Below are 2,252 nucleotides of genomic sequence, written 5' to 3'. Positions count from 1 at the left end.
GCAAGTATTCTGGCTCGTTGAGCCAATGTGGAACAGAGGTATTTCTCCCCAAATTAACCAATATGACCAGGGTCGAAAAGTGTGCAGGTTAAAGACCAGGTGGCTTTACGCCACCCGACCGGAGGACATCGCCCGGCAAAGCCGGTCAATGTTCACTGATACTTTTCTTTTATTTTCTCTAAATTCTCCCACCATTCATTCAATGTTTTTTGAGAAATTTCTGCTAATAGAATTCGATATTTTTCTGGACTACTGTAGTAATCTGATGGCGTAATATTATAAATCTCATCATATCCTCTATTTAATTCAATCCAGAATTTCTTTTTAAACTGATATAAAAATGTACCATAGAATTCTGAACTAATAAATGTTGCTTTTTTCATTAATTCAATTTCATTTGAATGACTTTTTAAATAAATAGAATCATAATAAAAATATTCCTGCCATTTTCCCATCTTGCCCAACAACTCGTGCTGCTCTAATACCACTTTCTTATTAATACAATTTATCATACTTTCAATAAACACATATAGAAAATCTTCACTCATATTTATTGAAAAATCCCCATTTTGATATAAAAGCTTACACATAGTAAATCTATGTAAATCTTTATCATCAAATTCTAAAGTAAACTCTCCATTATTAGGAATACGTAAATATAAAAACATGTTTATCTCCTACTTACAATCAGGGGCTAATAAAGCCCCTGATTAGCTTATTTGTTTTTCTAATTTCTAATTAAAGATTTTGCATAATCCGTCAATTTGAATTTGGAACCAGTGGGAGATTTAATAAAGCCAGCATCATAAAGAGCGTTCTTCATTTCTTGTGTTAACCCTTGATTTCCTCCTTCAGCCTTCCAAGTTCTCGTATGTCCATGAAATACCCCTGATGATGTTTCATCAAATACAACAAAATCTCCATTACTATCTAACCCTATACGTCTTGTAGTATTTTCTCCGATAGGAACTGAATTATCAAGCGCAAATTGACCATCTTTAGGTGCCGGATTTTTCCTTCCGGTTGTTTGGCCAGAATGATAATCCGCTTTATCATAGGTTCCGTTCTTATAAGAGTAAGAATCCCCCTCATCCTCATTCCCCGGCTTAGAGCCTCCTGGAGAGGTGGCCTTGCTTAGCTCTACCTCAACGGTGCCCAATGCATCCACCATATCCAACGCCCCGGATATGGTGATTGCCACCCCTTCCGCAACGATTACGATGCCGGCCGGCGTGACCTGTATCTGGCCGGTTGCCATCTTTTAGCCCTGTAACGCACCGTGACGGCCTGTGTGCCAGTTTTAAGACCCGGTTCGGAAAGATGTACCATGAAGTAAGTATTCTGGCTCGTTGAGCCAATGTGGAACAGAGGTATTTCACCCCAAATTAACCAATATGACCAGGGTCGAAAAGTGTGCTGGTTAAAAGTCGGGTGGCTTTACGCCACCCGACTCAAGGACATCGCCCTGCCAAGCCGGGCGAATAAACTGTCCTCAAAATCCCATGTTGTCAAGTCTTTGAAAATATTTACACCTATACATTTGTGTGATTATGTCTTCAATTTCTTTTTTGGATGTTTCCTTTACAAGAATAGTGTTTGGTTCTGACAAGTAGTACCCTGAGTCTTCTAGCTCTGTTTCAAAGTCTTGCTGCAATCTTAACAGAGAAATAACATACACTTTATACTTTTTACTTCCAATTTTTACTATTATATCACCCCTGTACCCTTTGTCTAATGCTTCATATTCTGCTAATTCTGTATCATTTTCATATATAATCTCTAGATTCATTTCTACTCCTTAATATGGTCCCGAAACAACAATCTGATTTAATAGTTCTTGGAATGTTTCCAGTGGCATTTCATATGCAGGCACAATTTCAAAGTGTTCTGCTCTCATACCTCTCTGGATTATTTTTAATCCTTCTGGAAGAGATTCTATCTTATATGCTCCTCCAAATTTAGAAACTGTATCTGGATTGACATCCAATGAAACACCATGCGAAGTCTTTACATTTCCTGTTTCTGGATTAATCTTTACTTCATTACTCTTTACTGTAAAATCATCTCCTCCCCGGTATACTGAACTTTCTTCTCCCTTATAATTCACTTTTGGCGAGTTAGAATCCCCCTTATTCGGTCCTCCTTGTCCATTCATAGCAAGAACACCAGCCAATGCACCTTCCGCTACCATACTTCCGATATTCTCTGCTACACCGGCATATCCACCAGACAATTCTACCTCTACTAAATAA

At 38.1% G+C, this 2,252-nt stretch carries 4 protein-coding genes; all 4 read right to left on the bottom strand.

The window, feature by feature from the left end; all coding sequences use genetic code 11:
- Positions 1 to 152: 152 nt before the first annotated feature.
- Positions 153 to 668, bottom strand: coding sequence for a hypothetical protein (locus G614_RS0123820; RefSeq protein WP_027643874.1), 516 nt, complete (start codon positions 666 to 668; stop codon positions 153 to 155).
- Positions 669 to 727: 59 nt separating this feature from the next.
- Positions 728 to 1,258 carry a hypothetical protein gene (locus G614_RS29470; protein WP_049948120.1) on the bottom strand — a complete coding sequence of 177 codons (531 nt, stop codon included), beginning with the start codon at positions 1,256 to 1,258 and terminating at the stop codon, positions 728 to 730.
- Between the two features lie 234 nt (positions 1,259 to 1,492).
- On the bottom strand, positions 1,493 to 1,789 hold the full coding sequence (locus G614_RS0123810) for a hypothetical protein (protein WP_027643873.1): 297 nt from the start codon (positions 1,787 to 1,789) through the stop codon (positions 1,493 to 1,495).
- 9 nt (positions 1,790 to 1,798) lie between these two features.
- Positions 1,799 to 2,252: hypothetical protein (locus G614_RS31820; protein ID WP_049948119.1), on the bottom strand; the 454-nt coding region annotated here is incomplete at its 5' end.

Source organism: [Clostridium] clostridioforme AGR2157, assembly GCF_000424325.1.
Lineage (GTDB): Bacteria > Bacillota > Clostridia > Lachnospirales > Lachnospiraceae > Enterocloster > Enterocloster clostridioformis_A.
This window is presented reverse-complemented; position numbering and strand designations above follow the sequence as displayed.

Excerpts from the sequence above, each read along its gene's own strand:
- G614_RS29470 (WP_049948120.1), bottom strand. The coding sequence starts at position 1,258 with ATGGCAACCGGCCAGATACAGGTCACGCCGGCCGGCATCGTAATCGTT.
- G614_RS0123820 (WP_027643874.1), bottom strand. The coding sequence starts at position 668 with ATGTTTTTATATTTACGTATTCCTAATAATGGAGAGTTTACTTTAGAA.
- G614_RS0123810 (WP_027643873.1), bottom strand. The coding sequence starts at position 1,789 with ATGAATCTAGAGATTATATATGAAAATGATACAGAATTAGCAGAATAT.